Genomic DNA, 25549 nt, shown 5'->3' with positions numbered 1-25549 from the left:
GCGCCGCGGTGTTCTCCGCAGAGCGGAGGACAAAGCCGGTACCGGCGATCTCGCGCCCTCGCCGTCGCCGCGAAGCCGGCGCGGCGCGCCCGTTCGGAGAGGGCTGATCGTGCGTCGCCGCGTTCTCCGCAAGGCGGAGGAGGAAGCGGTACCGGCGGTATCGCGCCCGACGCTGTCGCCGCGAAGCCGGCGCCCCCCGTCTGGAGAGGGCTGATCGTGCGTCGCGGCGTTCTCCGCAAGGCGGAGGAGGAAGCGGTACCGGCGGTATCGCGCCCGACGCTCTCGCCGCGAAGCCGGCGCCCCCCGTCTGGAGAGGGCTGATCGTGCGTCGCGGCGTTCTCCGCAAGGCGGAGGAGGAAGCGATACCGGCGGTATCGCGCCCGACGACAACGCCGCGGAGAGCGCCGCGACGTGCGATCAGTGGCCGGACCAGGTCTCGACGTTGGCGACGCGGACCTCGATCTCCCGCCCGTTGGGTGCCGTGAAGCGGGCGGTGTCGCCGACGTTCAGGCCCATGATCGCCGATCCGAGGGGGCTCTGGGGGCTGTAGACGTCGAGGTCGCTCTCGCCCGCCATCTCGCGGTTGCCGAGGAGGAAGCGGGACTCGTCGCCGGCGATCTCGGCGGTGATGATGGTGCCGGCCTCGACGACTCCGTGGCTCTCGGGGGGCGTGCCGATCTCGGCTTCGCGGAGGAGCGAGGTCAGCTGGCGGATGCGGGCCTCGATCTTGCCCTGCTCGTCCTTCGCGGCGTGGTAGCCGCCGTTCTCCTTCAGGTCGCCCTCCTCGCGGGCGACCTCGATGCGCTTGGCGATCTCCTCGCGTCCGTTGGTGGACAGCTCGGTGAGCTCCGCCTCGAGGCGGTCGTACGACTCCTGGGTCATCCAGGTCACCTGTGACTGGTCGGCCATGGTGGGCTCCTGCTCTGCGGGCCGCGCTCGCGGCGCCCGGCAGCACCGTGCGGAGGTGTCCGCGTCCGGCGGTGGGGACGGCCGGCGTCAGGCGGCGGTGGGAATGGCGAGGCCCCGACGAGTCCGTCAGGGCTTCGGGCAAGCCTACGGGAGCCAGCAGGAGGAGATCAAACCTGTGTTCGCGAGCTCGGTGGTGCGGACCGTCTCCGTGTAGGAGCGGAAGCGCTCCGTCGAGGCGGGGTACTCCACGACCAGCCAGCCGACCACGGCGGACTGCTCGTTGAGGGCCTGGACCGCGCAGGCGACCTCGCGGCCGACGGGCGCGGTGAGGTCGAAGGAGACGGTGACGGTGCGGTCGTCGACGACCTGGTGCGCGGTGTCCTGGACGTCCACCCCGCCGCGTGCTCCGTCGAGTCCGGCCCAGACGACCCAGGCGGCGAAGACGGCGACGAAGGCGAGCGCGACGCCGCCGAAGAGCCAGCGGTTGCCGCGGCGGGTGCGCGTCGTGCGGCCGTAGCGGGTGGCGAGGGGTCCGGCGGCGCGGACCGCGTCCGGATCATGCGCGGGCGAGGCGGCTCCCTCGACGCTCTCGGACGTGCGTGCGGCCACGGAACTCCCTGGGTGATGCGTCTACTCTGGACGGGTGGCGCGCGTCCTTCGCGGACAGGAGCGCCGATCCCATTAAACCCCGAGGAATCGAGCGATCGTGTCCCAGGCCGTCGAGGTCTCCGTCGATTCGGAGGTGCGGGACACTCCGCGCCTCCTCGCCGTGCACGCCCATCCTGACGACGAGTCGAGCAAGGGCGCGGCGACGCTGGCCGCCTACGCCTCGCGGGGCGCCGAGGTCATGGTCGTCTCCTGCACCGGAGGCGAGGCCGGCTCCGTGCTGAACGAGGGCCTCGAGGCCCGCGCGCACGCCGAGCGCGACATCGGCGGCCTCCGCCGGTACGAGATGGCGGCCGCTCGCGAGGCGCTCGGCGTCGAGCACGCCTGGCTCGGCTTCGTCGACTCCGGCATGCCCGAGGACGGGAAGGTCGACGCCGCCTCGTTCGCGGGTCTGCCGCTCGCCACGGCCGCCGCTCCGCTCGTGCGCCTGGTCCGCCGGTTCCGGCCGCACGTGATCATCAGCTACGACGAGAACGGCGGCTACCCGCACCCCGACCACATCCGCGCCCACCAGGTCGCCGTCGAGGCGTACCGCGCGGCGGGCCTCGCCGAGGAGTACCGGGGCACGGGCGCTCCGTGGTCGATCTCGAAGCTGTACTACGACCGCGTCTTCAGTGGCCAGAAGCTGCGGGCGATCGCCGAGCACCTGCGCTCGATCGACCCGGAGGACCCGCGCCTGTCGGTCTTCGAGGAGATGAAGCGCTGGAACGAGGACACCCCGTACCTCGCGACGACGCGGGTCGTGATCTCCGGCTTCCACGATCGGCGCGATGCGGCCCTGCTGGCCCACGCCAGCCAGGTCGCTCCGGACAACGCCTTCTTCTTCCTCCCGCACGAGGCGATCGACGCCGCCTGGCCGACCGACGACTTCCAGCTCGTCGAGAGCCGGGTCGACGCGCCGACGCCCGAGACGGATCTCTTCGCCGGTCTCGACCTGGCCGAGCTCGCCCCGGGCCCGACCGCGGTCGTCCCGCCGATCGCTCCCGACCCCGAGCCCTCGGGGGACGCCCCGGTGTCCCCGGAGCCCGACGGCTCCGGCGTCGTCGTCGCCGACGAGGTGCGCGCGTGATCGCCGGGCTGCTCGAGGGCGCCCAGCGCGCCGTCGTCCTCGCCTCCACGACGGTGCCGACCCCGGGTCCCGAGTTCAACGAGGACACGGTCACGCCGGGCCTCTTCGGCTTCATCACGATGCTCGTGATCGCTCTGGCCGCCGTCCTCCTCGCGCTCGACATGGTCCGGCGCGTGCGGCGCACCACCTACACCGCCCAGGTGAAGGAGCGGCTCGACGCCGAGGAGGCGGAGCGCAGCGAGGGCTGAGCCCGGCCCGCACCGGTGGGCCCGGGCCCCGCTAGGCGTTGTAGGCGGGGTGGAGCGAGACGATCAGCGCCGCCGTCCAGTGGCAGAGGAACGCCACGGCCGTGAGCGCGTGGAAGATCTCGTGGAAGCCGAAGACGCCCGGGACCGGGTTGGGCTTCTTGATCCCGTAGATCACGGCTCCGGCGGAGTAGCAGAGCCCGCCGACGAGGACGAGCACCATCATCGTCGCGCTGGCCTCGAAGAGCGGACCGAGGTACATCACGGCCGCCCAGCCCAGCAGCAGGTAGAGCGGCACGTAGAGCCAGCGCGGCGCCCCGATCCAGAAGACGCGGAAGCCGATCCCGAGCAGCGCCCCCGCCCAGACCAGGACCAGCAGGAGCGTGCCCTGCGCGGGCGGCAGGGCGAGCACGGCCAGCGGCGTGTAGGTGCCGGCGATCAGCAGGAAGATGTTGGCGTGGTCGATCCGCTTGAGGATCATCTTCGTCCGCGGCTTCCAGTCGAAGCGGTGGTACAGAGCGGAGTTCCCGAAGAGCAGGAGCGACGTGGTCGCGAACACCGCGGCCGCCCACTTCGCCGCGGTCCCCTCCGCGACCACGATCAGCACCACTCCGGCGACGATCGCGAGCGGGAAGAGGCCGGCGTGGATCCGACCGCGCCAGGTGGGCCGGACCTCCGCCGAGGAGTCGTGCTCGATCGCGTCCTCGACGAGGGGGAGGGCGGGCAGGTCCGGGCCGTCCGCTCCGACGGCGTCTCTGCCGCGGTCGGTGCGGGCGCGGGGATCGGACGGGGGAGGCGTCGGCCGCTGGCTCATGCCGGACAGACTACGACGCCGTCCCGGGCCGACGCCGAGCGCCGCCGGGCTTCGAGGAGCGCCCCGGGTCGACTACCGTGTCACTGTGCCGAAGCCGAGACTGCCTGTGGGAAGGGACCTCCTCTACGGCGTCTACAAGAAGCGCCTCCGCTCGAGCCTTCCCCCCGACTCCCTGCCGAACCACGTCGCGATGATCATCGACGGCAACCGGCGCTGGGCGCGGCAGCGGGCCCTCGAGACCGCCGCGCACGGCCACCGGGCCGGCGCCGCCAAGGTGCACGAGTGCCTGCAGTGGTGTGACGAGCTCGGCGTGCGCGACGTCACCCTCTACCTGCTCTCACAGCATAACCACCGCCACAGGGACAGCAGCGAGCTGACCGAGCTGATCGCGATCATCGCCGACCTGGCCGAGGAGGTCTCGCAGCAGCCCGACTGGCGCGTGCAGCACGTCGGCTCCGACGAGGGCCTCCCGCCCTCGCTCGTGGCCGCGCTCGACACGGCGGAGGCGCGCACCGCCTCCCACACGGGCCTGCACGTCAACCTCGCGGTCGGCTACGGCGGGCGGCACGAGATCGCCCAGGCCGTGCGGAGCATCCTGGAGGAGCACGGCAAGCGCGGCTCCTCCATCGAGGACGTCGCGGGCCTGCTGACCCCGGAGCTCATCGGCGAGCACCTGTACACCAGCGGGCAGCCCGACCCCGATCTGGTCATCCGCACCTCGGGGGAGCAGCGCCTCTCCGACTTCATGCTCTGGCAGAGCGCGCACAGCGAGTTCTACTTCATGGAGGCGCTCGGCCCCGACATCCGCGAGGTCGACTTCCTCCGCGCGCTCCGCGACTACGCCGGACGGCACCGCCGCTTCGGCAGCTGACCTCGCGGCTCCTGCCGCACCACCGACCGGAAGGGCCGGCATGAGCTCGAACGAGGCCACCTCCACCACGACCGAGGACTACCTCGCCGGTTTCGGCGAGGAGACCGGGTACCTCGACTTCGGCCGGGTGGGCCCGCTCTCGGCGACCGTCGCCGCCGAGCAGGAGGCGGCCGTCGAGCTGCTGGTGCGCGCGCGCAGCGGCACCCTCGACGAGCTGTTCCGGCAGGACGAGCGCGTCCGGGAGGCGGCGGCGGCGCTCGTGCACGTTCCCGCCGACCGCGTCGTCTTCCAGCCCAACACCTCGACCGGCCTCCTGCACGCGCTGTTCGGCGCCTCGGGCGCGGTGCTGCTGTCGGCCGCGGAGTTCCCGAGCCTGCCGTTCGCGGCGGTGCGCTCGGCGCAGGCTCTCGGCTCGGTGGAGCCCCGCTGGCTGCGGACCGAGCAGGGACGGGTGACGCCGGAGGCGGTCCGCGAGCAGCTCACGGACGACGTGACGACCGTCGCGGTGAGCCTGGTCGACTCCCGCACCGGCTACCTCGCGGACGTCGCGGCGATCCGCGACGTGATCGGCGACCGGATGCTCGTCCTCGACGCGATCCAGGGCTTCGGCATCGTCGACGCGCCCTACGAGCTGGCGGACGTGGTCGTCACCGGCGGCCAGAAGTGGCTCCGCGCCGGCTGGGGGACGGGCTTCCTCGCGCTCAGCGAGCGGGCGCTGTCGCGGCTGACCCCGGTGCTCTCCGGCTGGACGGGATCGGAGCGGGCGGAGCCGTGGGACGAGGTGGCTCCGCCGCGCGGCGACGCCCGCGCCTTCAGCATCAGCAACCCGGACCCGATCGCCCAGGCCCGGCTCGCGTCGGCGCTGGAGGAGGTCGCCGCGGTCGGGCAGTCGACGATCGCCGCGCTCGTGGCGGAGCGGGTCAGCGCGATCGTCGACCTCGCGGACGAGTTCGGACTGGCGGTCGTGGGCTCCCGCGGCGAGCACGAGCGCGCCGGCATCGTGGTCGTCGAGCCGGAGCCGGAGGAGCTGGCCCCGCTGGCAGCCTCCCTCGCCGCGCACGGCGTCACCGCGCGCGTGCGTCCGAGCACCGTCCGCTTCAGCGCGCACGCCGGCACCACCGACGCGACCCTCGCGCTGCTCCGCGCCGCCCTGATCTCGTCGGCCACGAGCATCGACTACTAGGCCGGATTCCGCGCGTTCACACACTGGTTACACATTCGTAGCGGTGAGAAGCACACGGATGTCATTCGCCGGGTTAGGTTCGAGTCATCAGGTACAGCGCCTGGTCGAGACGGCCACAGAAGTACGGCTCGACATCGCGCAGACGCCGAAGGGACACTGCGCGGTGCACGACACGCACCGATGAGACCGGCTCGAGGACATGAGCCGGGGGCTCCGGCCCCCGGAGTGTGGAGAGTCGTCGTGACAGTTCCCCAGGGCATGGATCCGCAGACCGGGACGCAGGGCGGCGTCCACCGCCGTGTCCAGCACGGCTCCTCGGATCCGGCCGATCAGCTCCTTCGCACCTACGTCCTGGACACCTCGGTGCTGCTGTCGGATCCGTCCTCGATGTTCCGGTTCGCGGAGCACGCCGTCGTGCTGCCGATCGTCGTCATCAGCGAGCTCGAGGGCAAGCGCAACGATCCCGAGATCGGCTACTTCGCCCGGCAGGCCCTGCGCCGCCTCGACGAGCTGCGCGTGCAGCACGAGCGCCTCGACTTCCCCATCGCCGTCGGCCGCGGCGGCACGCTCCGCGTCGAGCTCAACCACTCGAACATGTCGGTGCTGCCGAGCGGGCTCCAGATGGGCGATAACGACGCGAGGATCCTCGCCGTCGCGCTCAACCTGCAGAGCGAGGGCGCCGCGGTCACCGTCGTGTCCAAGGACATGCCGATGCGCGTGAAGGCCGCCTCCATCGGCCTCGCGGCCGAGGAGTACCTGGCCGAGCAGGCCCCCGAGTCCGGTTGGACCGGCATGGACGACGTGACGCTCGGCGGCGACGCGATGAGCGAGCTCTACGACCGCGAGCGGCTCTTCACGGACGTCGTGGCCGACATCCCGGTCAACACCGGACTCGTCGTCCACTCCGACCGCGGCTCCGCTCTCGCGAGGGTCACCGGCAAGCGGCAGATCACGCTGGTCCGCGGCGACAAGGACGTGTTCGGCCTGCACGGGCGGTCGGCGGAGCAGCGGCTCGCGATCGACCTGCTGCTCGACCCGGAGGTCGGCATCGTCTCGCTCGGCGGCCGGGCCGGCACCGGCAAGTCGGCGCTGGCGCTCTGCGCGGGCCTGGAGGCGGTGCTGGAGAAGCGCCAGCACAAGAAGATCATGGTCTTCCGGCCGCTCTATGCGGTGGGCGGCCAGGACCTCGGCTTCCTGCCCGGCGACGCGGCCGAGAAGATGAACCCCTGGGCGCAGGCGGTCTTCGACACGCTCGGGGCGCTGGTGTCGCAGAACGTGCTCGACGAGGTGATCGAGCGCGGGATGCTCGAGGTGCTGCCGCTCACGCACATCCGCGGGCGCTCGCTGCACGACGCGTTCGTGATCGTCGACGAGGCGCAGTCGCTGGAGCGGAACGTCCTGCTCACGGTGCTCTCGCGCGTCGGGCAGAACTCCCGGGTGGTGCTGACCCACGACGTGGCGCAGCGCGACAACCTCCGGGTCGGCCGGCACGACGGGGTCGCCTCCGTGATCGAGACGCTGAAGGGCCACCCGCTGTTCGCGCACGTCACGCTGACCCGCTCCGAGCGCTCGGCGATCGCCGCTCTGGTCACCGAGATGCTGGAATCTAACGAGCTCGCCTGACGTGCTCGCTGTGCGTCCGGTCCGTGGGATCCGAGGATCCCCGGGCCTGGCGCGTTCCTTCAGGGCACCGGGGCGTAGCGTGGACGGGTGAGCATCCTCGACGACGCGCTCCTCGAGCGCTTCCGCACCCGCGCGGCCGACTACGACGAGCGCAACGCGTTCTGCGCGGACGACCTGGAGGAGCTGCGCTCGATCGGGTACCTGGCGCTGCTCGTCCCCGAGGAGCTCGGCGGTGCCGGCCTCGGCCTGGAGCAGGCGGCCGCCGAGCAGACGCGCCTCGCGACGGCCGCTCCCGCGACCGCGCTCGCCGTCAACATGCACCTGGTCTGGACCGGGATCGCGCGAATCCTGCTCGAGCGGGGCGACGACTCCCTCCGCTCGGTCCTCGTCGACGCCGCGGCGGGTCACGTCTTCGCCTTCGGCAACAGCGAGGCGGGCAACGACCTGGTGCTCTCGGACTCACTGACGCGGGCGGAGCCGCTCGGGGACGGCGGCTACCGCTTCACCGGAACGAAGGTCTTCACCTCCCTCGCGCCCGCCTGGACGCGGCTCGGCGTGTTCGGCCGCGACGACAGCGGGTCGGAGCCACGGCTCGTGCACGGCTTCGTGCACCGTGAGAGCCCGGAGTCTCCGGTCGCCGGGCTCGAGGTCCGCGACGACTGGGACACGCTCGGCATGCGGGCGACCCAGAGCCGCACGACGGTGCTCGACGGCGTCGTCGTACCGGCCGAGCGGATGATCCGCTCGCTGCCCGTCGGACCGACCGCCGACCCCTTCGTCTTCGCCGTCTTCGCGGCCTTCGAGCTGCTGATCTCCTCGGTCTACCTCGGTGTCGCGCAGCGCGCGCTCGAGCTCGCCGTCGCCTCCGTCCGCCGACGGACCTCCCTCCGGGCGGGAGGGCGGCCACTGGCGGAGGACCCCGAGGTGCGGCACCGGGTGGCTGAGGCCGGGATGCTGCTCGACGGGCTCGAGGCGCCCCTGCGCACGGCGGCGGCCGACGTGGACGCGCTCGTCGACCGCGGTGCGCGCTGGTTCCCCTCGCTGGTCGGGGTGAAGATCCGCACCACGGAGGGAGCGCTCCGCGTGGTCGAGAGCGCCGTCCGGATCGCGGGCGGGTCGGCGTACCAGCGCAGGTCGCAGCTCGGCCGCCTCTACCGCGACGTGCTCGCCGGGCAGTTCCACCCCTCCGACGACGCGTCGGCGCACGGCGCCTGTGCGTCGCTCCTGCTGGGACCGCTGCCGCCGCACGACTGAGGCCGGGATGGGAACCGCCGCCGCCCGAGCACGCCGGCGGGCCGCCCTGTGGAGAACTCCGACGCCCCGAGGGCGTCGCCCCCTAGTCTCGGCGGATGCTCCGCGGATCTCTGCTCGACCGGGCCGCCCTGCTCCTCGGCGCCCTGGTGCTCCTCCTGATCGGGGCCCCGCACCTCGGTCGGGCGCCCGGCCTCGTCCCGGTGGCGCTCGTGAGCGTGCCGCTGGTGCTGGCGGACGTGCGCGGGCACCGGCTCCCGAACGCGGTCACGCTCCCGCTGCTGGTGGTCGGAGCCGTCCTCGCGCCCACGGCGGGGACGCTTCTCGCCGTGCTCGCGACGGTGCTGTGCCTGGGCGTGCTGCATGCGGCGGGCGGGCTGGGCCTCGGCGACGTGAAGCTCCAGGCGGCCCTCGCACCGCCGCTCGCGGCTCTCGGACCCGAGCAGGTCGTCGCCGCGCCCGCTGTCGGCTTCGCGGTGGCAGGGCTGTGGGTGCTCGTGCTGCGCGTCCGCGGACGGGTCGCGTTCGGACCGTTCCTGCTCACGGGGTTCTGGCTGGTGCTCTGACGGCCCGCCTCCGCGCCGAGCGCAGGGACGGGCCGTCGGAGGGCCGGGCTCAGCCGGGGTGGGTCATCGACATGACGTCGAGGGCGCTGTCGAGCTGCTCCTCCGTCACCTCGCCGCGCTCGACGAAGCCGAGGTCCACGACCGACTCGCGGACGGTGATCCCCTTGGCGACCGAGTTCTTCGCGACCTTGGCGGCGGCCTCGTAGCCGATCACCTTGTTGAGCGGGGTGACGATCGAGGGGGAGGACTCGGCGAGGGCGCGGGCGTGCTCGACGTCGGCCTCGAGGCCGTCGACGGTCTTGTCGGCGAGCAGCACGGCGGAGTTCGCGAGCAGGCGGATCGACTCCAGCAGCGCCGTCCCCATGACGGGGATCGCGACGTTGAGCTCGAAGGCACCCGAGGCGCCTGCCCAGGCGATGGTGGCGTCGTTGCCGATCACGCGCGCGCAGACCATGAGGACGGCCTCCGGGATCACCGGGTTCACCTTGCCGGGCATGATCGAGGATCCGGGCTGGAGGTCGGGGATCCGCAGCTCTCCGAGGCCGGTGTTGGGGCCGGAGCCCATCCAGCGGAGGTCGTTGTTGATCTTGGTCAGGCTCACCGCGAGCACGCGCAGCGCTCCGGAGGCCTCGACCAGCGAGTCCCGCGCGCCCTGGGCCTCGAAGTGGTTGCGGGCCTCGGTGACGGGAAGGCCCGTCTCCTCCGCGAGGCGCGCGATGACCTTCTGCGGGAAGCCGGCGGGGGTGTTGATCCCGGTGCCGACCGCGGTGCCGCCGAGCGGGACCTCGGCGACGCGGGGGAGCGCCGACTGCACGCGCTCGATGCCGAGGCGGATCTGCGCGGCGTAGCCGCCGAACTCCTGGCCGAGCGTGACGGGGGTGGCGTCCATCAGGTGGGTGCGGCCGGCCTTGACGACCTCGGCCCACTGCTCCGCCTTGACCTCGAGCGACTCGGCGAGCTGCTCGAGCGAGGGGATCAGCGACTCGATGAGCGCGCCGGTGACGGCGACGTGGACCGAGGTGGGGAACACGTCGTTGGAGGACTGCGAGGCGTTGACGTGGTCGTTCGGGTGCACGGTGCGGCCGAGGGCCGTGGTCGCCAGCGAGCCCAGCACCTCGTTCATGTTCATGTTCGAGGACGTGCCCGAGCCGGTCTGGTACACGTCGATCGGGAAGTGCGCGTCGTAGCCGCCCCCGACGACGAGGTCGGCCGCGTCGGCGATCGCCGTGGCGATGTCGGCGTCGAGCACGCCCAGCTCGGCGTTGGCCAGCGCCGCCGCCTTCTTGATGCGGGCGAGGGCCGCGATCTGGGCAGGCTCGAGGCCCGCACCGGAGATCGGGAAGTTCTCGACCGCCCGCTGGGTCTGCGCGGCGTAGAGGGCGTCGCGGGGGACCCGCACCTCGCCCATCGTGTCGTGCTCGATGCGGAAGTCGCCGGAGTCGTCGGTCGGGGAGTGATCCACCACGCTGTGTTCGTCCTTGTCTGATCGGTTGGTGCTGTGCTGTCCGGAGCCGCTCACGCGGGATCCGATCCCACCGCGCTCGGAGCGGCGGCGGAGGAGGCCGAGCCGGAGTCGCGCTCCAGCTCGGAGACGTAGGGGCTGAGCTCGGGCGGATCGATGCCGAGCACGACATCGGACATCACGGTGCCGTCCGAGAGCCGGTAGTTGGCGCCGACGAGAGCGAGCCGCCCGGTCGCGACAGCGTCGGCGATCAGCGGGGAGCGCTGGAGCAGCTCGGCGACCGTGTCGCGCAGGTGCTCGCGGCCGACGGCCAGCGCGTCGGTCGCCGACGGGTCGACGAGCACGCGGCCGTCCGGCTGGGCGCCCACGAGGCGGCGCACCGCGGGGATGATCGGCTCGATCAGGTGCTCGATGTGCGGGGGGAGCCGCTCGGCGCCGGGCGCCTGCGACTGGATCGCCGCCCGGACCGCTCCGCACTCGTCGTGGCCGAGCACGAGCAGCACCTTCACGCCGAGGACGGCGACACCGTACTCCAGCGAGCCGATGATGGAGTCCGCGATCACCTGGCCGGCGTTGCGGACGACGAAGAGGTCGCCGAGCCCCAGGTCGAAGATGATCTCGGCCGCGAGGCGGGAGTCGCTGCAGCCGAAGAGCGCAGCGAGCGGGGCCTGCGCGGCGGCGAGCTCGGCGCGGCGCTCGACGTCCTGGCGGGGGTGGCGGGGCTCGCCGGCGACGAAGCGCTGGTTGCCGCGGAGCATCTCCTTCCAGACCCACGCCGGCGGGCGGGACTCGCGGGGGACGGTGCTGCTGGTTCCGAGGCTCATCGGGACTCCTCCTGGCCGATCTGCGGGGTGATGGCGTCGACGACCAGGCGGATCTCGTCCGTCGGGGCCGTGCCGTAGACGAGGTAGGTGCTGGAGCCCTCCGTCGTCTCGAGTGCGTAGGGCGTGTTGCCGGTGTCGTCGCCGGAGTCGCGGTGGTCGTAGACGGTCCAGTCGCGGCCGTCGATCGTCTCGACGCCGGTCGCCGCCCGGCGGTCGAGCTGCGTCGCGACCCAGGCCGCGTCCGCGTCGAGCCCCTGGCTCAGGCCGATGTAGCCCGCCTTCGGGGTGATCAGGCCGACGTACCAGTAGTCGGTGCCGTTCTCGCGGCGGAGCTCGGCCGCGTTGGCCTTCCAGCCGTCGGGCAGGGAGGGCACGGCGAGCGTCTGCTCCTCGCCCAGCTGGACCTGTGCGGCGACGCGGGGGACGTCGACCGAGGAGAGCTCCACGGTGTCGCCGCGGGGGACGAGCAGGACGATGAGCGCTACGGCGCCGACGGTCGCGAGCAGCGAGAAGACGAGGTTGTTGACCGTCTTGCGCTGACGGTAGAGCCGGGAGTTCTCGGCCTTGCGTGCGGCCGTCTCGGCCGCCGTCTCCGGGCGCCCGAGCTCGGCGACGACCCGCGCGGCCTTCGCGCGGCTCATCCGGCGGCCGCCCCTCCGGAGCGGGCCGCGTCCAGCCGGGCGCGTGCTCCGATCAGCCACTCCTCGCAGCGGGCGGCGAGGGCCTCGCCGCGCTCCCACAGGGCGAGCGAGCGCTCGAGGGTGGAGCTGCCCTGCTCGAGCTCGGACACGACGCGGACGAGCTCGTCGCGCGCCTGCTCGTAGGAGAATCCCGAGACGTCGGAGTCGGTCGCCGGGGCGTCGGGGGAGTCGGGCATGGGTCTGATCCTATCGATCGGGGCTGAGGGGGGACGGGTGGCGCGGCGGGCTCAGGACCGGCCGGCGGGATCGCCGGTGGGCCCCTCGGAGCGGGCGCCGACGGCCCCCTCCGCGAGCGTGAGGACGAGTGCGCCGCCGGCCGGTGCGTCGCCGGGTGCCCGGACGACGTGCCCGGCCGCGTTCTGGACGATCGCGTAGCCGCGGTCGAGGGTGTGCTGGGGGGAGAGGGCGCGCAGGTGGCCGTGCAGGCGCTCGACCTCGAGGTGCGCGCGCTCGAGGCGGCGGTCCACCAGCTCGGCGCCGCGCGCGACCCAGCGGGTCAGCTCCTCGGCGTGCCGGTCGACCAGCACGTGCGGCTGGGCGAGCACCGGCCGCGAGCGCAGCTGCGAGAGCCGGTCGATCTCGTGCGAGACGAGCCCGCTCACGCGGCCGGTCATCCGCAGCCGGGCCTGCTGCACGCGCAGCAGCTCGTCGGAGACGTCGGGCACGACCCTCTTCGCGGCGTCGGTGGGAGTGGAGGCGCGCAGGTCGGCGACGTCGTCGAGCAGCGGGCGGTCGGCCTCGTGGCCGATCGCGCTGACGACCGGAGTGGAGCAGGCGGCGACGGCGCGCACGAGCGCCTCGTCGCTGAAGCCGAGCAGGTTCTGGAAGTCGCCGCCTCCGCGGGCGATCACGATCACGTCGATGCTGTCGTCGGCCTCGAGGGTCCGCAGGGCCGAGAGCACCTCCGGGACCGTCCGGTCGCCCTGCACGGCCGAGTGGACCACCCGGAAGCGCACGGCCGGCCAGCGCAGCTGCGCGTTCCGCAGCACGTCCTTCTCGGCGTCCGAGTCCTTGCCGGTGATGAGGCCCACGCCGTGCGGGAGGAACGGCAGCGGCTTCTTGCGGGAGGCGTCGAACAGCCCCTCCGACGCGAGCTGCCGGCGGAGCCGCTCGAGCTTCTCGAGCAGATCGCCCAGGCCGACGTGGCGCATCTCGAAGACCTGCATCGAGAGCGTGCCGCCCTTGACCCAGTAGTTGGGCTTCACCAGCGCGATGACCCGATCGCCCTGCTTGAGGTCGGCCGGGAGGCGGCTCCGCACCGACGACCAGACGGTGAAGCCGACCGTCGCGTCTCCGGACAGGTCCTTCAGCTTCCCGTAGACGTTGCCGCCGGACGCGCCCCACTGGGTGATCTCGCCCTCGACCCACGCGGTCCCGAGGCGCTCGATCCAGCCCTTGATCTTGCTGGCGAGCAGGCCGACCGGCCAGGGTGCGTCGGCGGTGGGTGGGGCGTCGGTCATCGCTGCCTCTGCTCGGAGGGACGGGGGGGAGCGGGAGTGCCCTCCCGCGACGACAACGGTACGGGACGGGTCCGACACCGGGACGGCCCGGGCACAGGATGCACCACGTAGAATCAGGGGGTGAGCCAAGTCCCGATCAGCCTGCCCATGCCGCGCATGCCCCGCGCCACAGGGCGTCTGCGCGACGTCCCAGTCGAGGGCCGCAAGCGCGTCCTCCTCGCCGCGCCCCGCGGCTACTGCGCCGGAGTCGACCGCGCGGTCGTCGCCGTCGAGAAGGCCATCGAGCACTACGGTGCCCCGGTCTACGTGCGCAAGCAGATCGTGCACAACGTGCACGTCGTCTCCACGCTCGAGAGCCAGGGCGCCATCTTCGTCGACGAGGTCGACGAGGTGCCCGAGGGATCGCACATCGTCTTCAGCGCGCACGGCGTCTCACCGGCGGTCGTCCAGGGCGCGGCAGACCGCAATCTCCAGGCGATCGACGCGACCTGCCCCCTGGTGACGAAGGTGCACCGCGAGGCCGTCCGCTTCGCGCGCGACGACTTCGAGATCCTCCTCATCGGCCACGAGGGCCACGAAGAGGTCGAGGGCACCGCGGGCGAGGCTCCCGATCACGTCACCCTCGTCGGCAGCCCCGACGACGTGCCGAACATCGTCGTGAAGGACCCGGACAAGGTCGTCTGGCTCTCGCAGACGACGCTCTCGGTCGACGAGACGATGGAGACGGTGCGCCGTCTCCGCGAGCGCTTCCCCAACCTGCAGGACCCGCCGAGCGACGACATCTGCTACGCCACGCAGAACCGCCAGGTCGCGATCAAGAAGGTCGCCGCGGGCGCCGAGCTGGTCATCGTCGTCGGCTCCGCGAACTCCTCCAACTCCGTGCGCCTCGTCGAGGTCGCCCTCGAGTACGGCGCGAAGGCCGCCTACCGGGTCGACTACGCGAGCGAGATCAAGCAGGAGTGGCTCGAGGGCATCCGCACCGTCGGCGTCACCAGCGGCGCCTCGGTGCCCGAGGTGCTCGTGCAGGAGGTCCTCGACGACCTCGCCGCCGCCGGGTACGGCGATGTCGAGGAGGTCAAGACGGCGGAGGAGGACCTGATGTTCTCGCTCCCCAAGGAGCTGCGCAAGGACGTCGCCGGCAAGCGCGACGCCCGCGGCGTCGGTGGACGCATCAGCGCGGGAGCGGGCGCCTAGAGCGTTCCGGCCCGGACACGGAAGAGGCCGCCCTCCCTCGGGAGCGGCGGCCTCTTCCGTGTGCGGTGGAACGGGGATCGACGCTAGACGTCGGTGCCGGCGCCGCCCTGCGAGCCCGACATGCGCGTGACGTACTCCGCGAACGTCGGGTCGCCCAGGATGGCGATCGCCGCGACGATCAGGGAGAGCAGCACGGTCGCCGCGATCCCGAGGATCGGGACGAGCACGGCGCGCTTGCCGGCGCGGAGCCGCCGGATCGAGATCCACACCGCGAAGGCGACGATCAGCGACTGCGCGAGCGCCACCACGACGCCGAGGATCCGTGCGAGCTCCGGCGACGCGTAGGTGCCGATGCCCTGGGAGCGGTAGAGCTCCTGGAGGGTCGTCGCGAAGCTCGAGGGATCGAGCAGCGTCGGCACGGCGAAGAACACGCCGAGCGCGAGCAGCACGATCGTGAGCAGGCGGTCGACGGGATGCGCGACCGGCTTCGCGGCCGGAGCGGTCGCGGGCCTCGGATCGGTCTCCGACCCCCGCGGGTCGGGGACGACCACGGCGTCCTCCGGCGGCTGCCACGACCAGCCGGGCGGCGCGTACTCGCCGTACTGCGGCTCCGGACGCCTGTCGCCCGGCTGATCGTGTGCGTTCGTCACGGAGCGGTGCCCTACTTCCCGGAGTTCCCGGCCGAGCCGAGCTGACGGGTCGCCTCGGCGACGCGCGCGGCCATCGCGGTCTCGGCGATCTTGCCCCACGAGCGCGGGTCGTAGACCTTCTTGTTGCCGACCTCGCCGTCGACCTTGAGGAAGCCGTCGTAGTTCTTCAGCACGGTGTCCGCGACGGAGCGGCTGAACGCGTACTGCGTGTCGGTGTCGATGTTCATCTTGACGACGCCGTTGCGGACCGCCTCGGCGATCTCCTCGTCGGTCGAGCCCGAGCCGCCGTGGAAGACGAGGTCGAGGGGGAGCGCGCCGGTGCCGTACTTCGCCTGCAGGCCGTCCTGGATCTCGCGGAGCAGCTCCGGGCGCAGGCGGACGTTGCCCGGCTTGTAGACGCCGTGGACGTTGCCGAAGGTGAGGGCGGCCATGTAGCGGCCCTGCTCGCCGAAGCCGAGGGCCTCGACGGTCGCGATCGCGTCGTCGAGCGTGGTGTAGAGGTGCTCGTTGATGTCGTGCGAGACGCCGTCCTCCTCGCCGCCGACGACGCCGATCTCGACCTCGAGGATGGCGTTGATGTTCTTGACGCGCGGGAGGATCTCCTTCGCGATGGCGAGGTTCTCGTCGAGCGGGATCGCGGAGCCGTCCCACATGTGCGACTGGAAGAGCGGCTCGCGACCGGCCTTGACCTCCTCCTCGGAGGCGGCGATCAGCGGGTAGACGAAGCCCTCGAGCGCGTTCTGCGGGCAGTGGTCGGTGTGGAGCGCGACCGTGACCGGGTAGTTCTTGGCGACCTCGGTCGCGAACCTCGCGAAGGCGATCGCGCCGGCCGCGCGGTTCTTCACGGTGTGGCCGGCGAAGTAGTCCGCGCCTCCGGTGGTGACCTGGATGATGCCGTCCGAGCCCGCCTCGGTGAGGCCCTGGAGGACCGCGTTGATCGTCTGCGACGACGAGACGTTGAACGCCGGGTAGGCGAAGCCGCCCGCCTTCGCCTTGTCGAGCATCTCTGCGTACTGGTCCGGGGTAGCGACGGGCATGGCATCTCCTTTGACGGATGAACGAAGGGGGGTCGGGCGAGGCCCGCGTCGCGGACGAGTCTAGCGAGGCGCCCCTCCGCGGTCCCTCCGCCCGTGGAGGGCCCTGGACTAGGCTTCGGGCAGGGATGGGGATCCGCTCCGCGGGTCCTGCGACGACGTGCACGAACTCGACGACGAAGGACTCCGCTCTGTGATCGACAACGACTCGCTCTACCTCCACCCCGACCGCAACCTCGGCATGGAGCTCGTCCGCGCCACCGAGGCCGCCGCGATCCGCGCCGTGCCCTTCATCGGCAAGGGCGACAAGAACGCCGCCGACGGCGCAGCGGTCGATGCCATGCGCACCTTCCTCGGGACCGTGAACTTCGACGGAGTCGTCGTGATCGGCGAGGGCGAGAAGGACAACGCGCCCATGCTCTTCAACGGCGAGCACGTCGGCAACGGCTCGGGGCCCGCCGCCGACATCGCCGTCGACCCGATCGACGGCACCTCGCTGACCGCCGCCGGGCGCCAGAACGCGCTCTCGATGATCGCCGTCGCCGACCGCGGCGCGATGTTCGACCCCTCCGCCGTGTTCTACATGGAGAAGATCGTCACCGGGCCCGAGGGCGTCGGGATCATCGACATCCAGCGCCCGATCGGCGAGAACATCCGCGCCCTGGCCCGCGCCAAGCGCAAGCCCGTCGAGGAGATGCGCATCGCGGTGCTGGACCGCCCGCGCCACGCTCAGCTGATCGAGGACATCCGCGCGGCCGGAGCCGGCACGCGCCTCCTGCTCGACGGCGACGTCGCGGGCGGCATCAACGCCGCTCGCCACGACTCCCGACTCGACATGTGCGTCGGCACCGGAGGCACGCCCGAGGGCATCATCACGGCCTGCGCCATCCGCGCGCTCGGGGGAGTCATCCAGGGCATCCTCCGCCCGAAGGACGACGACGAGCGCCAGCGTGCCATCGACGCCGGGCACGACCTCGACCGCGTGCTCCACGCCAACGACCTCGTCCGCAGCGACAACACCTACTTCGTCGCGACCGGAGTGACGAACGGCGGACTCGTGAAGGGCGTGCGCAAGGAGGGCCACGTCATCACGACGGAGTCCATCGTGCTGCGCTCCCGCTCGGGCACCATCCGCCGCGTGACCGCCCAGCACCTCGCGGAGAAGTGGGTCTAGGCCGTCACGCTCTCTCAGAGACGCCGCAGTGCTGCCGAGGCACCACACCAGTGACGGCGCACTCGTCGAGTGCGGCGGCGACACGGCGTGCAGAACGTTGAAGGACACCGGCCTCGGTCACCGAGGCGAGCGGGCGGGGCCGCGGCGGGTCTCGAGACGCCTCGCGGGCGCTCCTCCGCCGAGCCGCGGAGGCGGAGCGCCGGCGCGAGCTGCGGTCGTCCGGGTGTCGAGCCGGATGGACGGCGCCGCTCGCGCGCGGCCTGCACGCCCGATGCTCGCTCAGCGGGGACCCGGGGCCCTACGCGCTCCGCTCGGACTCGTCCTCCGCGGCGAGCAGCTCGACGGCGGTGAGGCGGCGCGGCGAGGAGGCGACTCCTCCGACCGGGGCGATGACGCGCGACTCGTCGAGGGAGTCGAACTGGCGCGCGGTGACCAGCACGCGGCTCTCGAGCGAGCCGGCGAAGGCGTTGTAGGAGTCGACCGTCTTCTCGAGCGAGCGGCGCAGGCCCTCGGCGTGGTCGGCGAGGGTGCCGAGACGGGCGTAGAGCGTCTTGCCGAGGTCGAGCAGGCGCTTGGCGTCGTCGGTGAGCACGTCCTGCTGCCAGGTGTAGGCGACGGTCTTCAGCACCGACCACAGGGTCACCGGCGAGGCGAGGGCGACGCGCTTGCGGAACGCGTACTCGAGCAGGCTCGGGTCGGCGTCGAGCGCGCTCGCGAGCAGCGGCTCGCTCGGCACGAACGCGATGACGAACTCGGGGCTCGCCGGGAGGCCGGTCCAGTAGGAGCGGGCGGCCAGCGCGTCCACGTGGCCGCGGAGGGCGCGGACGTGCGCGCGCAGGAGCCCCGCACGCCGCGCCTCCTCCTCTCCGCCGGCGCCCGCGGGGATCGCGCTCGCCTCCAGGTACGCGTCGAACGGCACTTTGGCGTCCACCGCGATCGCCTTGCCGCCGGGCAGGCGGACCACCATGTCGGCGCGGCCGCGGCCCGCCTCGCCCTCGAGGCCGAACTGCACGTCGAAGTCGACCCGCTGGGTGAGCCCGGCGGCCTCGACGACGTTCCGCAGCTGCGTCTCGCCCCAGGCGCCGCGGCTCGTGGTGGAGCGGAGCGCGGACGCGAGGGTCTCGGTCGTCGAGCGCAGCTGCTCGCCCGCCGCCCGCTGCCCCTCGAGCTGCTCGGTGATCGCCCCGAACTGGGCGGCGCGCTCGCGTTCGAGCCGGCCGACCGCCTCCTGCATGCCGCGCAGGCTCTCGGCGACGGGGGAGAGGGTCTGCAGGATGCGCGCGTCGTGCCGCTCGCGCTCGGCGACGACGCGCAGCTGCTCCTGGAGCTCGCGGATCTGGTCGCGGGCGGAGCCGAGGTGCTCGCGGTGCTGCTCGACGACGGCCTCGTGCCGCTCCTCCAGGCCCTCAGCGCGGGCGCGGGCTGTCGCGAGGTCGAGGGCGAGGGCGGCGTCGGGCGTGCGGGAGCGGGCGAGGAGGACGGCCACGACTCCCGCGAGGAGCGCGCCGACCACCAGGCCGAGGGCGAAGGAGAGATCCATGCCGCCGATGACACCACGCACTTCCGACATCGATCGATCGACGCGCCACGACCACCGAACGAGGGCCAGGACGCCCTGCGACCGCCTCGTAGACTTCGCGATCATGGGGAATCACCACCGCTCATCGCGCCTGCTCACGGTCGCGCTCGCTCTCGCCGTCGGGCTCGGCACCGCCCTCGTCCCGATCACCTCCGCCTCGGCCGCCGAGGACGCGCCGTCGACCGTCTCGGTCGAGACCGGCGCTCTCGACGCGTCCCTCGACCGCGCCGACCTCGGCGTCCCGGACCAGTCGACGCAGTACAGCGCCGAGGAGACGAAGAGCTTCCGCGCCGGCTTCATCGTCAGCGACGCCCAGTTCTTCGACGGCGACGCGCTGAGCACCGGTCAGGTGCAGTCGCTCCTGAACGAGAAGGGCAGCCGGTGCTCCACCGCCGGCACCGCCCCCTGCCTCAAGAACTTCTCGCAGGCGACGCCGTCCAAGGCGGCGGACGCGATGTGCGGCGCCTACCAGGGCTCCGGCAGCGAGTCGTCGGCCTCGATCTTCACGCGCGTCGGCCTGGCCTGCGGCATCAACCCGCTCGCCCTGGTCGTGCTCGTGCAGAAGGAGCGGAGCCTCGTCACCGACACGACGCCGAGCCCCGAGGACTACGCCAAGGCGACCGGCTACAACTGCCCGGACACCGCGGCGTGCGACCCCGGCTCGGCGGGCTTCTTCACGCAGGTCTACAGCGCGGCCCGCCAGTTCAAGCGCTACGCCAACCCGCCCGGCTCCGGCTCGAACTTCACCACCTACGCTCCGGGCACGACGCCGAACGTCGCCTACTACCCGAGCACCGCGTGCGGCTCCTCGCCGGTCACCATCCGCAACCAGGCCACGGCCGACCTCTACTACTACACGCCGTACCAGCCCAACGACTACGCGCTCACCGGCTCCGGCAACGCGGCCTGCGCGACCTACGGCAACATCAACTTCTGGTACCTCTTCAGCGACTGGAACCCGAACGGCACCCTGGCCAACGCCGGGATCGCCCCCGCGGGACGCGTCGACGCCCCGCGCATCTCGGGCAGCACGCTGAGCGTGTCCGGCTGGGCCGTCGACCCGACGACGCAGCAGGCCGCGCTGACCACGACGGTCACGGTGACCGGCCCCGACGGCACCCGCACGGTCCGCACGCAGACCGCGAACGGCGACCGCGGCGACATCCCGGGCGAGTACTCCGTCGCCGGCCGCGCCCACGGCTTCGGCGCCACCACGCCCGTCTCGGCACCCGGCACCTACCAGGTCTGCGTCTCCGCCGACTCCGTCGACTGGAACCGCTGGGTCGGCACGGGCGACTCCCGGGGCCCCGGCCGGAAGGATCTCGGCTGCTCGTCCGTGAGCACGTCGGCCGGGATCGACGTCTTGCGTCTGGCCGGCACCGACCGCCAGGGCACCGCCGTCGCGATCTCGAAGGCCGTCTTCGGCCCGAACGTCCCCGTCGTCTACATCGGGACAGGCCCGCACATCCCAGACGGGCGGCGCGCCGACCGGGGCGCGACCAAGCAGAAGCGTGCGCCGCCCCTGAACGACCGCCACTCGAAGTCGCAGCCCGTTCGCGACGAGCCGAGCCGGCATAAGCCGGCGAGGATCGTCGTGGTCGGCTCCCCACTGAGCGTCGGCGACGGCCTGCTGAACCAGCTGAGGTCCTACTCGCCGGCGGTGGACCGCATCGGAGGGAAGGACCGCTACGACACGTCCAGGCTCATCATCCAGAGCGCGTTCCCGAGCGGCTCGTCGCGCGCCTGGCTCGCCACGGGCGAGAAGTTCCCCGACGCGCTCGGCGCGAGCGCCGCAGCCGGCTCGGTGAACGCTCCCGTCGTCCTCGTGAACGGCACCGGCAGCACGGCCGACGCCGTGACGAAGGGCATCCTCTCGAAGCTCAAGGTGCAGAACCTCACCATCGCGGGCAGTCCCCTGTCGGTGAGCGAGGGGATCAAGAACTCGCTTCCGGTGCCGACGATCACCCGCATCGGCGGAGTCGACCGCTACGACACCTCGGAGCAGCTGAACCGGGCCGCCTTCTCGAGGGCCAAGACCGTGTTCCTGGCGACGGGCGAGAATTTCCCCGACGCCCTCGCCGGAGCCACGGCGGCGGGCTACTCGAACAGCCCGCTGTTCGCCGTGCCGACGAACTGCGTGCCCCGCGCCGTCCTGACCGACATCGCGAAGTCGGGAGCTCAGCGGGTCGTCCTCCTCGGCGGTCCCACCACCCTCTCGGAGGACGTCGCGCGGCTCACCCCCTGCGGCTGATCGCCCGCGACCCCGCCACTAGCGTGGAGGGATGACCCCGACCGCACCGTCCCCGACCGGCCTCCGACGCCGGCGGGGCGGTGCGGTCGTCGTCGTCGCGGCGCTGGTGGCGCTCCTGCTGGGAGGCTCCGTCGACGGCACGCGCCTCGCCGCGGTGCCGTCCGAGCCGCAGACCGTCCGGCTGTGGACCTTCCTCCAGCCGGGCCCCGTCGCGGCCGACTTCGACCCGGGCGACCTGATCTCCGACGAGGTCTTCTTCGACGGCGACGGGCTCGGACCGCTCACGGTGCAGGCGTTCCTCGACGCCCGCGTCCCCGACTGCGCGGGCGGGCCGGTGCCGTGCCTGCGGGACTACGCCGAGGACACCGCGGCGATCACGGCCGACGAGCAGTGCGACGCGCTGCCCGCCGGACGCGACGTCCCGGCCGCGGAGATCATCACCTCGGTCGCCGGCGCGTGCGACGTGAATCCGGCCGTCCTCCTGGTGCTGCTGCAGAAGGAGCAGTCGCTCGTGACCGATCCGGAGCCGAGCGAGCGGCAGTTCCGCAGCGCCACGGGCTACGGCTGCCCGGACACCGCGGACTGCGACACGGACTCCTACGGCTTCGCCGCGCAGGTGTACGGAGCGGCGTGGCAGTTCCAGCGCTACCGGAATCCGGACTCGAGCTTCGACTGGTACCCGGTCGGCGCGGCCAGCGACGTCCGCTACTCCCCGGACGAGTCCTGCGGCACCGCCCCGGTGACGATCGCCAACGCGGCCACGGCGGGTCTCTACTACTACACGCCGTACCAGCCGAACGCGGCGGCGCTCGCGAACCTCTACGGCGAGGGCGACGACTGCTCGGCCTACGGGAACCGGAACTTCTGGCGCATCTTCAGCACCTGGTTCGGCGACCCCCGCGGCTGAGCCGATCGTCTCGAGCAGACTCGGCATGACGGACGTCAGGCGGCGGCGGGAGCCTTCGGGCGCAGGCGCTTCACGGAGACGCCGGCCAGCTCGCCGAGCTCGGCCATGCTCGCGGCGCCGTGCCGCCGGGCCGCGTGCACGACGATCGCGGCGCACGCCTCGGCATCGGCCGACGCGTCGTGGTGGCGGAAGTCCTCGAAGCCCGCGGCCATGGCGACGACGGGGAGGCGGTAGGAGTCGAGCTCGTACGTCTTGCGGGCGAGCTGCAGCGAGGAGAGGGAGTCGTACGGGGGGTGGTCGACGGAGGTCGCCGCGAAGACGGCGCGGATGACGCCCATGTCGAAGCCGGCGTTGTGCGCGACGAACACGTCCTCGCCGGCGAAGGCCGCCAGGTCGGCGAACTGGTCGACCCAGGAGGCGGCGGCGTGCACGTCGTGCTTGCGGATGCCGTGGATCCGCGTGTTCCATTCGAGGAAGTCGTCGTACCCCAGCGGCGGGCGGATGAGCCAGCCGGCGCGGTCGACGACGCGGCCGTCGCGGACCTTCACGAGCCCGACGGAGCAGGCGGAGGCCCCATGCGAGTTGGCGGTCTCGAAGTCGATGGCGGTGAAGTCGATGGGCACGCTCCAGCCTCTCACGCACCTCCGACGCCGCAGGGAGCGTCGCGCGCGCGTCGCCCCGAGCGGGCGGGAGCACCCGCCGGCCGCGGGCGGGCGCCTCCCGTTCCTCCGCGCCCCGCCCGCCCGGCCCTTCCGCCGCCACGCCGTAGGATGGATGCCCGTGGCTCTCACTATCGCAATCGTCGGTCTCCCCAACGTCGGCAAGTCGACGCTCTTCAACGCACTGACCAAGAACACGGTGCTCGCGGCGAACTACCCGTTCGCGACGATCGAGCCGAACGTGGGTGTGGTGAACCTGCCCGATTCCCGCCTCGAGGTGCTCGCCGGGATCTTCGGCTCCGAGCGCATCCTCCCGGCGCCCGTCTCCTTCGTCGACATCGCCGGCATCGTGCGCGGCGCGTCCGAGGGCGAGGGCCTGGGCAACAAGTTCCTCGCGAACATCCGCGAGGCCGACGCGATCGCGCAGGTCATCCGCGGCTTCGAGGACTCAGACGTCGTCCACGTCGACGGCAAGGTCGACGCCGCCAGCGACATGGAGACGATCAACACCGAGCTGGTCCTCGCCGATCTCCAGACCCTCGAGAAGGCCGAGGCCCGCTACGAGAAGGAGCTCAAGGGGAGGAAGATCGAGCCGATCGTGGTCGAGACCGCGAAGAAGGCGCGCGAGTTCCTCGACCAGGGCAAGCCGCTGTCGGCCTCCTCGATCGATCTGGAGCCGATCCGCGAGCTGGGCCTGCTGACCGCCAAGCCCTTCATCTACGTCTTCAACGTCGACGAGGCCGTGCTGACCGACGACGCCCGGAAGGCCGAGCTCGCGGCCCTGGTCGCGCCGGCGGAGGCGATCTTCCTCGACGCGAAGATCGAGTCCGAGCTGATCGACCTCGACGAGGCCGACGCGGCCGAGATGCTCGAGTCGACCGGCCAGACGGAGTCGGGCCTCAACCAGCTCGCGACCATCGGCTTCGACACCCTGGGCCTGCAGACGTACCTCACGGCCGGCCCGAAGGAGACGCGCGCCTGGACCATCGGGAAGGGCTGGACCGCGCCCCAGGCCGCCGGTGTCATCCACACCGACTTCCAGAAGGGCTTCATCAAGGCCGAGATCATCTCGTTCGACGACCTCGTCGAGACCGGCTCGATCGCCGAGGCCCGCGCGAAGGGCAAGGCCCGCATCGAGGGCAAGGACTACGTGATGCAAGACGGCGACGTCGTGGAGTTCCGCTTCAACGTGTAAGACGGCCGCGCTCGGCTCGAGGCGCCCGGTTCGCTCGGATCCCCGGATCCGCGAGCCGGGCGCTTCTGCACGGAGGTGCGGGATCGCCGACCCCGGGAGTCCGACACGAGGCCGGTCACGTCCGCGGACGTCCGCTCCGCCCGTCAGTTCAGCACGTCCCCGATCAGCCAGCTCGACAGCCCGACGAGGGTGCAGACGCCGACGACCACCCAGGCGACGGTCCGGCGGAGCGAGCGGGAGACCGCCTCCGAGCTGCGGGGAGTGGGACGCAGCGGCGGCGTGTACGCGGGCGGGACGGAGTAGGTCCGGGCCGGCGGGAGGAGTCGGGGGAGAGTGACCGGACGGCCGTCGACCCACTCGGCGGGCAGCTCCACGGCCTTCGCGGCCTGCAGCGTGAGCTCGACCTTCAGCGGGGATCCGCGGAGGGAGGCGTAGGCGGCGGCGGTGAGGCCGAGGCTCGCGAGGTGGCGGAGGGTCGGGGCGAAATCCGCCGAGAGGGTCGGGGAGAGCTCGCCCACCCGCTCGCCGTCGAGACGGAGCTCGACGAGGTCGCCGGCCGGGTGCAGGGTCACCAGCAGCAGGCCGCGGCCGCTCGCCGGAACGACCGTCGAGAGGCGGGCGAAGTGCTCGTCCTCGCGCAGGACCGGCAGGCCCCGCGACCAGGGGAGGATCGAGTGGCGCTCGACGGGCGGCTCGTTGAGCGGCACGAGCAGCTCGGGGGCGACAAGGGCGACGCGGAGGACGGCCCGCAGGCCCTCCTCGCCGTTCTCGACCCGGAGGCGCGCGGTCGTGACCGGGACGGCTCCGCTCGCCACGACCCGGTCGAGAGCGGCCCGGTGGGCGGAGGCGTTCGGCAGGTAGCCGAGGACGCGGCCGCCGACCCGGACCGAGACGGCGTCGAGGCCGGTGGGGTGGTCGGGCTCGGGGATCAGGTCGACCTTGAGTGTCCGCTCGTCCATCACGCCCTGCTCGAGCGAGCGGCCTATCAGATCGGCGATCTCCTCTATCCGCTCGGTCTCGGCGATGGCTTCCACGCTCGAGGTGCCGTCGGCATTCGGTACGCGGTAGACGACGAGCTCCATGGCGGAGGTGACGGGTGCGTCCCGCACCACCGCGTCACTGTCCTGCGCGGAGCGGCGCGCTCCGGTGAACCGCCTGCCGTCCCACCAGCGCATCTCGGCCGCATCGGCCTCGTCGCGGTACCAGCCCGCCGGCGCACCCTCGTCCATCGACACCCCGTTCCTCCGGCGAACGAGTCTACG

Annotated in this window: 25 protein-coding genes; 12 read left to right on the top strand and 13 right to left on the bottom strand. The window is 72.4% G+C overall.

The window, feature by feature from the left end:
- Positions 1 to 417: 417 nt before the first annotated feature.
- Both greA and C5C33_RS00670 read right to left on the bottom strand, forming a co-directional pair.
- The gene (gene greA / locus C5C33_RS00675) at positions 418 to 909 is read right to left on the bottom strand and encodes a transcription elongation factor GreA (RefSeq protein WP_104225519.1); all 492 of its coding nucleotides are present in this window, start codon (positions 907 to 909) and stop codon (positions 418 to 420) included.
- A 144-nt stretch (positions 910 to 1053) separates the two neighbouring features.
- The gene (locus tag C5C33_RS00670) at positions 1054 to 1518 is read right to left on the bottom strand and encodes a DUF4307 domain-containing protein (protein WP_104260152.1); all 465 of its coding nucleotides are present in this window, start codon (positions 1516 to 1518) and stop codon (positions 1054 to 1056) included.
- Positions 1519 to 1615: 97 nt separating this feature from the next.
- On the opposite strand from C5C33_RS00670, the gene mca reads away from it, so the two are divergent.
- Both mca and C5C33_RS00660 read left to right on the top strand, forming a co-directional pair.
- A complete protein-coding gene (gene mca, locus C5C33_RS00665) occupies positions 1616 to 2644 on the top strand; it encodes a mycothiol conjugate amidase Mca (protein WP_244229458.1) in 1029 nt (342 codons plus the stop codon).
- Complete coding sequence (locus C5C33_RS00660) at positions 2641 to 2892, top strand: hypothetical protein (RefSeq protein ID WP_244230611.1); 252 nt, start codon at positions 2641 to 2643, stop codon at positions 2890 to 2892. The genes mca and C5C33_RS00660 overlap by 4 nt, the downstream gene beginning before the upstream one ends.
- Positions 2893 to 2923: 31 nt before the next feature.
- On the opposite strand, the gene C5C33_RS00655 is transcribed toward C5C33_RS00660, so the two are convergent.
- The gene (locus C5C33_RS00655) at positions 2924 to 3703 is read right to left on the bottom strand and encodes a hemolysin III family protein (protein WP_104260151.1); all 780 of its coding nucleotides are present in this window, start codon (positions 3701 to 3703) and stop codon (positions 2924 to 2926) included.
- A 106-nt stretch (positions 3704 to 3809) separates the two neighbouring features.
- Here C5C33_RS00655 and C5C33_RS00650 point away from each other — a divergent pair, with 106 nt between their 5' ends.
- The 5 genes from C5C33_RS00650 (at position 3810) to C5C33_RS00630 (ending at position 9197) form a co-directional block, all read left to right on the top strand.
- Positions 3810 to 4574 (top strand): isoprenyl transferase, encoded by a 765-nt coding sequence (locus C5C33_RS00650; RefSeq protein ID WP_258069146.1) that lies wholly within the window; start codon positions 3810 to 3812, stop codon positions 4572 to 4574.
- Positions 4575 to 4614: 40 nt separating this feature from the next.
- On the top strand, positions 4615 to 5757 hold the full coding sequence (locus tag C5C33_RS00645; protein ID WP_104260150.1) for an aminotransferase class V-fold PLP-dependent enzyme: 1143 nt from the start codon (positions 4615 to 4617) through the stop codon (positions 5755 to 5757).
- Positions 5758 to 6015: 258 nt separating this feature from the next.
- Positions 6016 to 7380, top strand: coding sequence for a PhoH family protein (locus C5C33_RS00640; RefSeq protein WP_104224423.1), 1365 nt, complete (start codon positions 6016 to 6018; stop codon positions 7378 to 7380).
- 87 nt (positions 7381 to 7467) lie between these two features.
- Positions 7468 to 8634 (top strand): acyl-CoA dehydrogenase family protein, encoded by a 1167-nt coding sequence (locus C5C33_RS00635; RefSeq protein WP_104260149.1) that lies wholly within the window; start codon positions 7468 to 7470, stop codon positions 8632 to 8634.
- A 95-nt stretch (positions 8635 to 8729) separates the two neighbouring features.
- The gene (locus C5C33_RS00630) at positions 8730 to 9197 is read left to right on the top strand and encodes a prepilin peptidase (RefSeq protein ID WP_104260148.1); all 468 of its coding nucleotides are present in this window, start codon (positions 8730 to 8732) and stop codon (positions 9195 to 9197) included.
- A gap of 49 nt (positions 9198 to 9246) precedes the next feature.
- Here the strand turns inward: C5C33_RS00630 and C5C33_RS00625 are convergent, their stop codons facing one another.
- From C5C33_RS00625 to xseA, 5 genes are read right to left on the bottom strand one after another with little or no spacing between them, the layout of a single operon-like run.
- Positions 9247 to 10662: an aspartate ammonia-lyase gene (locus tag C5C33_RS00625; RefSeq protein WP_104224420.1), complete on the bottom strand. Its 1416-nt coding sequence runs from the start codon at positions 10660 to 10662 to the stop codon at positions 9247 to 9249.
- A gap of 50 nt (positions 10663 to 10712) precedes the next feature.
- Complete coding sequence (locus C5C33_RS00620) at positions 10713 to 11483, bottom strand: carbonic anhydrase (protein WP_208543312.1); 771 nt, start codon at positions 11481 to 11483, stop codon at positions 10713 to 10715.
- On the bottom strand, positions 11480 to 12124 hold the full coding sequence (locus tag C5C33_RS00615; RefSeq protein ID WP_104260147.1) for a DUF4245 domain-containing protein: 645 nt from the start codon (positions 12122 to 12124) through the stop codon (positions 11480 to 11482). The genes C5C33_RS00620 and C5C33_RS00615 overlap by 4 nt, the downstream gene beginning before the upstream one ends.
- Positions 12121 to 12360, bottom strand: a complete 240-nt coding sequence (locus C5C33_RS00610) for an exodeoxyribonuclease VII small subunit (protein ID WP_104224418.1) — start codon at positions 12358 to 12360, stop codon at positions 12121 to 12123. The genes C5C33_RS00615 and C5C33_RS00610 overlap by 4 nt, the downstream gene beginning before the upstream one ends.
- 51 nt (positions 12361 to 12411) lie before the next feature.
- Positions 12412 to 13644 (bottom strand): exodeoxyribonuclease VII large subunit, encoded by a 1233-nt coding sequence (gene xseA / locus C5C33_RS00605; RefSeq protein ID WP_104260146.1) that lies wholly within the window; start codon positions 13642 to 13644, stop codon positions 12412 to 12414.
- A gap of 147 nt (positions 13645 to 13791) precedes the next feature.
- On the opposite strand from xseA, the gene C5C33_RS00600 reads away from it, so the two are divergent.
- Positions 13792 to 14838, top strand: coding sequence for a 4-hydroxy-3-methylbut-2-enyl diphosphate reductase (locus C5C33_RS00600; RefSeq protein ID WP_104224416.1), 1047 nt, complete (start codon positions 13792 to 13794; stop codon positions 14836 to 14838).
- An 83-nt stretch (positions 14839 to 14921) separates the two neighbouring features.
- Here C5C33_RS00600 and C5C33_RS00595 read toward each other — a convergent pair whose 3' ends face one another.
- Both C5C33_RS00595 and fbaA read right to left on the bottom strand, forming a co-directional pair.
- Entirely contained in the window at positions 14922 to 15488 is a 567-nt protein-coding gene (locus C5C33_RS00595) for a DUF6264 family protein (RefSeq protein ID WP_104224415.1), read from the bottom strand.
- Positions 15489 to 15499: 11 nt separating this feature from the next.
- Positions 15500 to 16525 (bottom strand): class II fructose-bisphosphate aldolase, encoded by a 1026-nt coding sequence (fbaA, locus tag C5C33_RS00590; RefSeq protein ID WP_104224414.1) that lies wholly within the window; start codon positions 16523 to 16525, stop codon positions 15500 to 15502.
- A gap of 238 nt (positions 16526 to 16763) precedes the next feature.
- Here fbaA and glpX point away from each other — a divergent pair, with 238 nt between their 5' ends.
- Positions 16764 to 17696, top strand: coding sequence for a class II fructose-bisphosphatase (gene glpX, locus C5C33_RS00585; RefSeq protein ID WP_097165697.1), 933 nt, complete (start codon positions 16764 to 16766; stop codon positions 17694 to 17696).
- 298 nt (positions 17697 to 17994) lie between these two features.
- Here glpX and C5C33_RS00580 read toward each other — a convergent pair whose 3' ends face one another.
- On the bottom strand, positions 17995 to 19236 hold the full coding sequence (locus tag C5C33_RS00580) for a DNA recombination protein RmuC (RefSeq protein ID WP_219812625.1): 1242 nt from the start codon (positions 19234 to 19236) through the stop codon (positions 17995 to 17997).
- Between the two features lie 103 nt (positions 19237 to 19339).
- On the opposite strand from C5C33_RS00580, the gene C5C33_RS00575 reads away from it, so the two are divergent.
- Together C5C33_RS00575 and C5C33_RS00570 are read left to right on the top strand one after the other, a co-directional pair.
- A complete protein-coding gene (locus C5C33_RS00575; RefSeq protein WP_104260144.1) occupies positions 19340 to 21526 on the top strand; it encodes a cell wall-binding repeat-containing protein in 2187 nt (728 codons plus the stop codon).
- A gap of 31 nt (positions 21527 to 21557) precedes the next feature.
- Complete coding sequence (locus C5C33_RS00570; protein ID WP_104260143.1) at positions 21558 to 22433, top strand: hemagglutinin; 876 nt, start codon at positions 21558 to 21560, stop codon at positions 22431 to 22433.
- A 35-nt stretch (positions 22434 to 22468) separates the two neighbouring features.
- Here C5C33_RS00570 and C5C33_RS00565 read toward each other — a convergent pair whose 3' ends face one another.
- The gene (locus C5C33_RS00565; protein WP_104260142.1) at positions 22469 to 23056 is read right to left on the bottom strand and encodes an exonuclease domain-containing protein; all 588 of its coding nucleotides are present in this window, start codon (positions 23054 to 23056) and stop codon (positions 22469 to 22471) included.
- A gap of 157 nt (positions 23057 to 23213) precedes the next feature.
- On the opposite strand from C5C33_RS00565, the gene ychF reads away from it, so the two are divergent.
- Complete coding sequence (gene ychF / locus C5C33_RS00560) at positions 23214 to 24287, top strand: redox-regulated ATPase YchF (protein ID WP_104260229.1); 1074 nt, start codon at positions 23214 to 23216, stop codon at positions 24285 to 24287.
- Positions 24288 to 24430: 143 nt separating this feature from the next.
- On the opposite strand, the gene C5C33_RS00555 is transcribed toward ychF, so the two are convergent.
- A complete protein-coding gene (locus C5C33_RS00555) occupies positions 24431 to 25516 on the bottom strand; it encodes a DUF2510 domain-containing protein (RefSeq protein ID WP_258069151.1) in 1086 nt (361 codons plus the stop codon).
- Between the last annotated feature and the right edge of the window lie 33 nt (positions 25517 to 25549).

The organism is Rathayibacter sp. AY1H3 (assembly GCF_002932015.1).
This window is presented reverse-complemented; position numbering and strand designations above follow the sequence as displayed.

Excerpts from the sequence above, each read along its gene's own strand:
- glpX (WP_097165697.1), top strand. The coding sequence starts at position 16,764 with ATGGAGCTCGTCCGCGCCACCGAGGCCGCCGCGATCCGCGCCGTGCCC.
- C5C33_RS00640 (WP_104224423.1), top strand. The coding sequence starts at position 6,016 with ATGGATCCGCAGACCGGGACGCAGGGCGGCGTCCACCGCCGTGTCCAG.
- C5C33_RS00630 (WP_104260148.1), top strand. The coding sequence starts at position 8,730 with ATGCTCCGCGGATCTCTGCTCGACCGGGCCGCCCTGCTCCTCGGCGCC.
- greA (WP_104225519.1), bottom strand. The coding sequence starts at position 909 with ATGGCCGACCAGTCACAGGTGACCTGGATGACCCAGGAGTCGTACGAC.
- fbaA (WP_104224414.1), bottom strand. The coding sequence starts at position 16,525 with ATGCCCGTCGCTACCCCGGACCAGTACGCAGAGATGCTCGACAAGGCG.
- C5C33_RS00645 (WP_104260150.1), top strand. The coding sequence starts at position 4,615 with ATGAGCTCGAACGAGGCCACCTCCACCACGACCGAGGACTACCTCGCC.
- C5C33_RS00600 (WP_104224416.1), top strand. The coding sequence starts at position 13,792 with ATGCCGCGCATGCCCCGCGCCACAGGGCGTCTGCGCGACGTCCCAGTC.
- C5C33_RS00655 (WP_104260151.1), bottom strand. The coding sequence starts at position 3,703 with ATGAGCCAGCGGCCGACGCCTCCCCCGTCCGATCCCCGCGCCCGCACC.
- C5C33_RS00575 (WP_104260144.1), top strand. The coding sequence starts at position 19,340 with ATGGGGAATCACCACCGCTCATCGCGCCTGCTCACGGTCGCGCTCGCT.
- xseA (WP_104260146.1), bottom strand. The coding sequence starts at position 13,644 with ATGACCGACGCCCCACCCACCGCCGACGCACCCTGGCCGGTCGGCCTG.
- C5C33_RS00570 (WP_104260143.1), top strand. The coding sequence starts at position 21,558 with ATGACCCCGACCGCACCGTCCCCGACCGGCCTCCGACGCCGGCGGGGC.
- C5C33_RS00620 (WP_208543312.1), bottom strand. The coding sequence starts at position 11,483 with ATGAGCCTCGGAACCAGCAGCACCGTCCCCCGCGAGTCCCGCCCGCCG.
- C5C33_RS00555 (WP_258069151.1), bottom strand. The coding sequence starts at position 25,516 with ATGGACGAGGGTGCGCCGGCGGGCTGGTACCGCGACGAGGCCGATGCG.
- C5C33_RS00610 (WP_104224418.1), bottom strand. The coding sequence starts at position 12,360 with ATGCCCGACTCCCCCGACGCCCCGGCGACCGACTCCGACGTCTCGGGA.
- C5C33_RS00580 (WP_219812625.1), bottom strand. The coding sequence starts at position 19,236 with ATGGATCTCTCCTTCGCCCTCGGCCTGGTGGTCGGCGCGCTCCTCGCG.
- C5C33_RS00615 (WP_104260147.1), bottom strand. The coding sequence starts at position 12,124 with ATGAGCCGCGCGAAGGCCGCGCGGGTCGTCGCCGAGCTCGGGCGCCCG.